This is a genomic window from Vibrio sp. 378 (assembly GCF_033339435.1).
The window spans coordinates 1-624 of record NZ_JAWOUO010000729.1 but is presented as its reverse complement, the minus strand read 5'-3'; the positions used below and the strand labels follow the sequence as shown (position 1 = coordinate 624).

Sequence of the window (624 nt, the reverse complement as noted above, 5' to 3'; positions counted from 1 at the left end):
ATATTAGAATAAATTAAATTACTAATATGATAATGAAAATTAGGAAAACCACATTTCCAAAACCTTCAAATTGTTTGTTTTTTAATCCAAAACGCCAAGCCAACGTGTTCAAGGCGTAGGATATAATAATAAATCACACGCTTGTGGCAATAGTTATTAATATAATTTCCAACTGTCCCGATGACTCATTTTTCGCAATTTTATTCATAAAAACGCTCAACAATTCTTTCACATTGAATTGGCTATTTCTATTCACATTTAATAAATTAGATAGCGCTAATCAAATGTAACCGATTACTTTTTTGTTTCTATTTCTATAGGAAAAAGTCTTAAATCCACTTTCTGACTTCCTTCTCTGAATATATATTTCTGCTCATTTTGGGCGATAATTTGACCTTGAGAATAGAGTTTCCCTATCACTTTCATTTCTCCTTTCCCAGCTTGAATTGGCGCAATAAGAAAAGAATATTGAACTGGTAACTGAACACCTTGATATTGCTGAGAAGCAACAGTAAGACATTGATTTTCAAAAGCTTGACACATCTCCACCTCTATATAGGTCGAAACTGGAGGATGGTATCCTTCGACAGAAATCCACCCATATACATTCGCTTGGCTCTGAAC

At 33.2% G+C, this 624-nt stretch carries 1 protein-coding gene; it reads right to left on the bottom strand.

The window, feature by feature from the left end; translation table 11 throughout:
* Nucleotides 1-294: 294 nt before the first annotated feature.
* Nucleotides 295-624: YscW family type III secretion system pilotin (locus R7Q48_RS28530; protein ID WP_318133696.1), on the bottom strand; the 330-nt coding region annotated here is incomplete at its 5' end.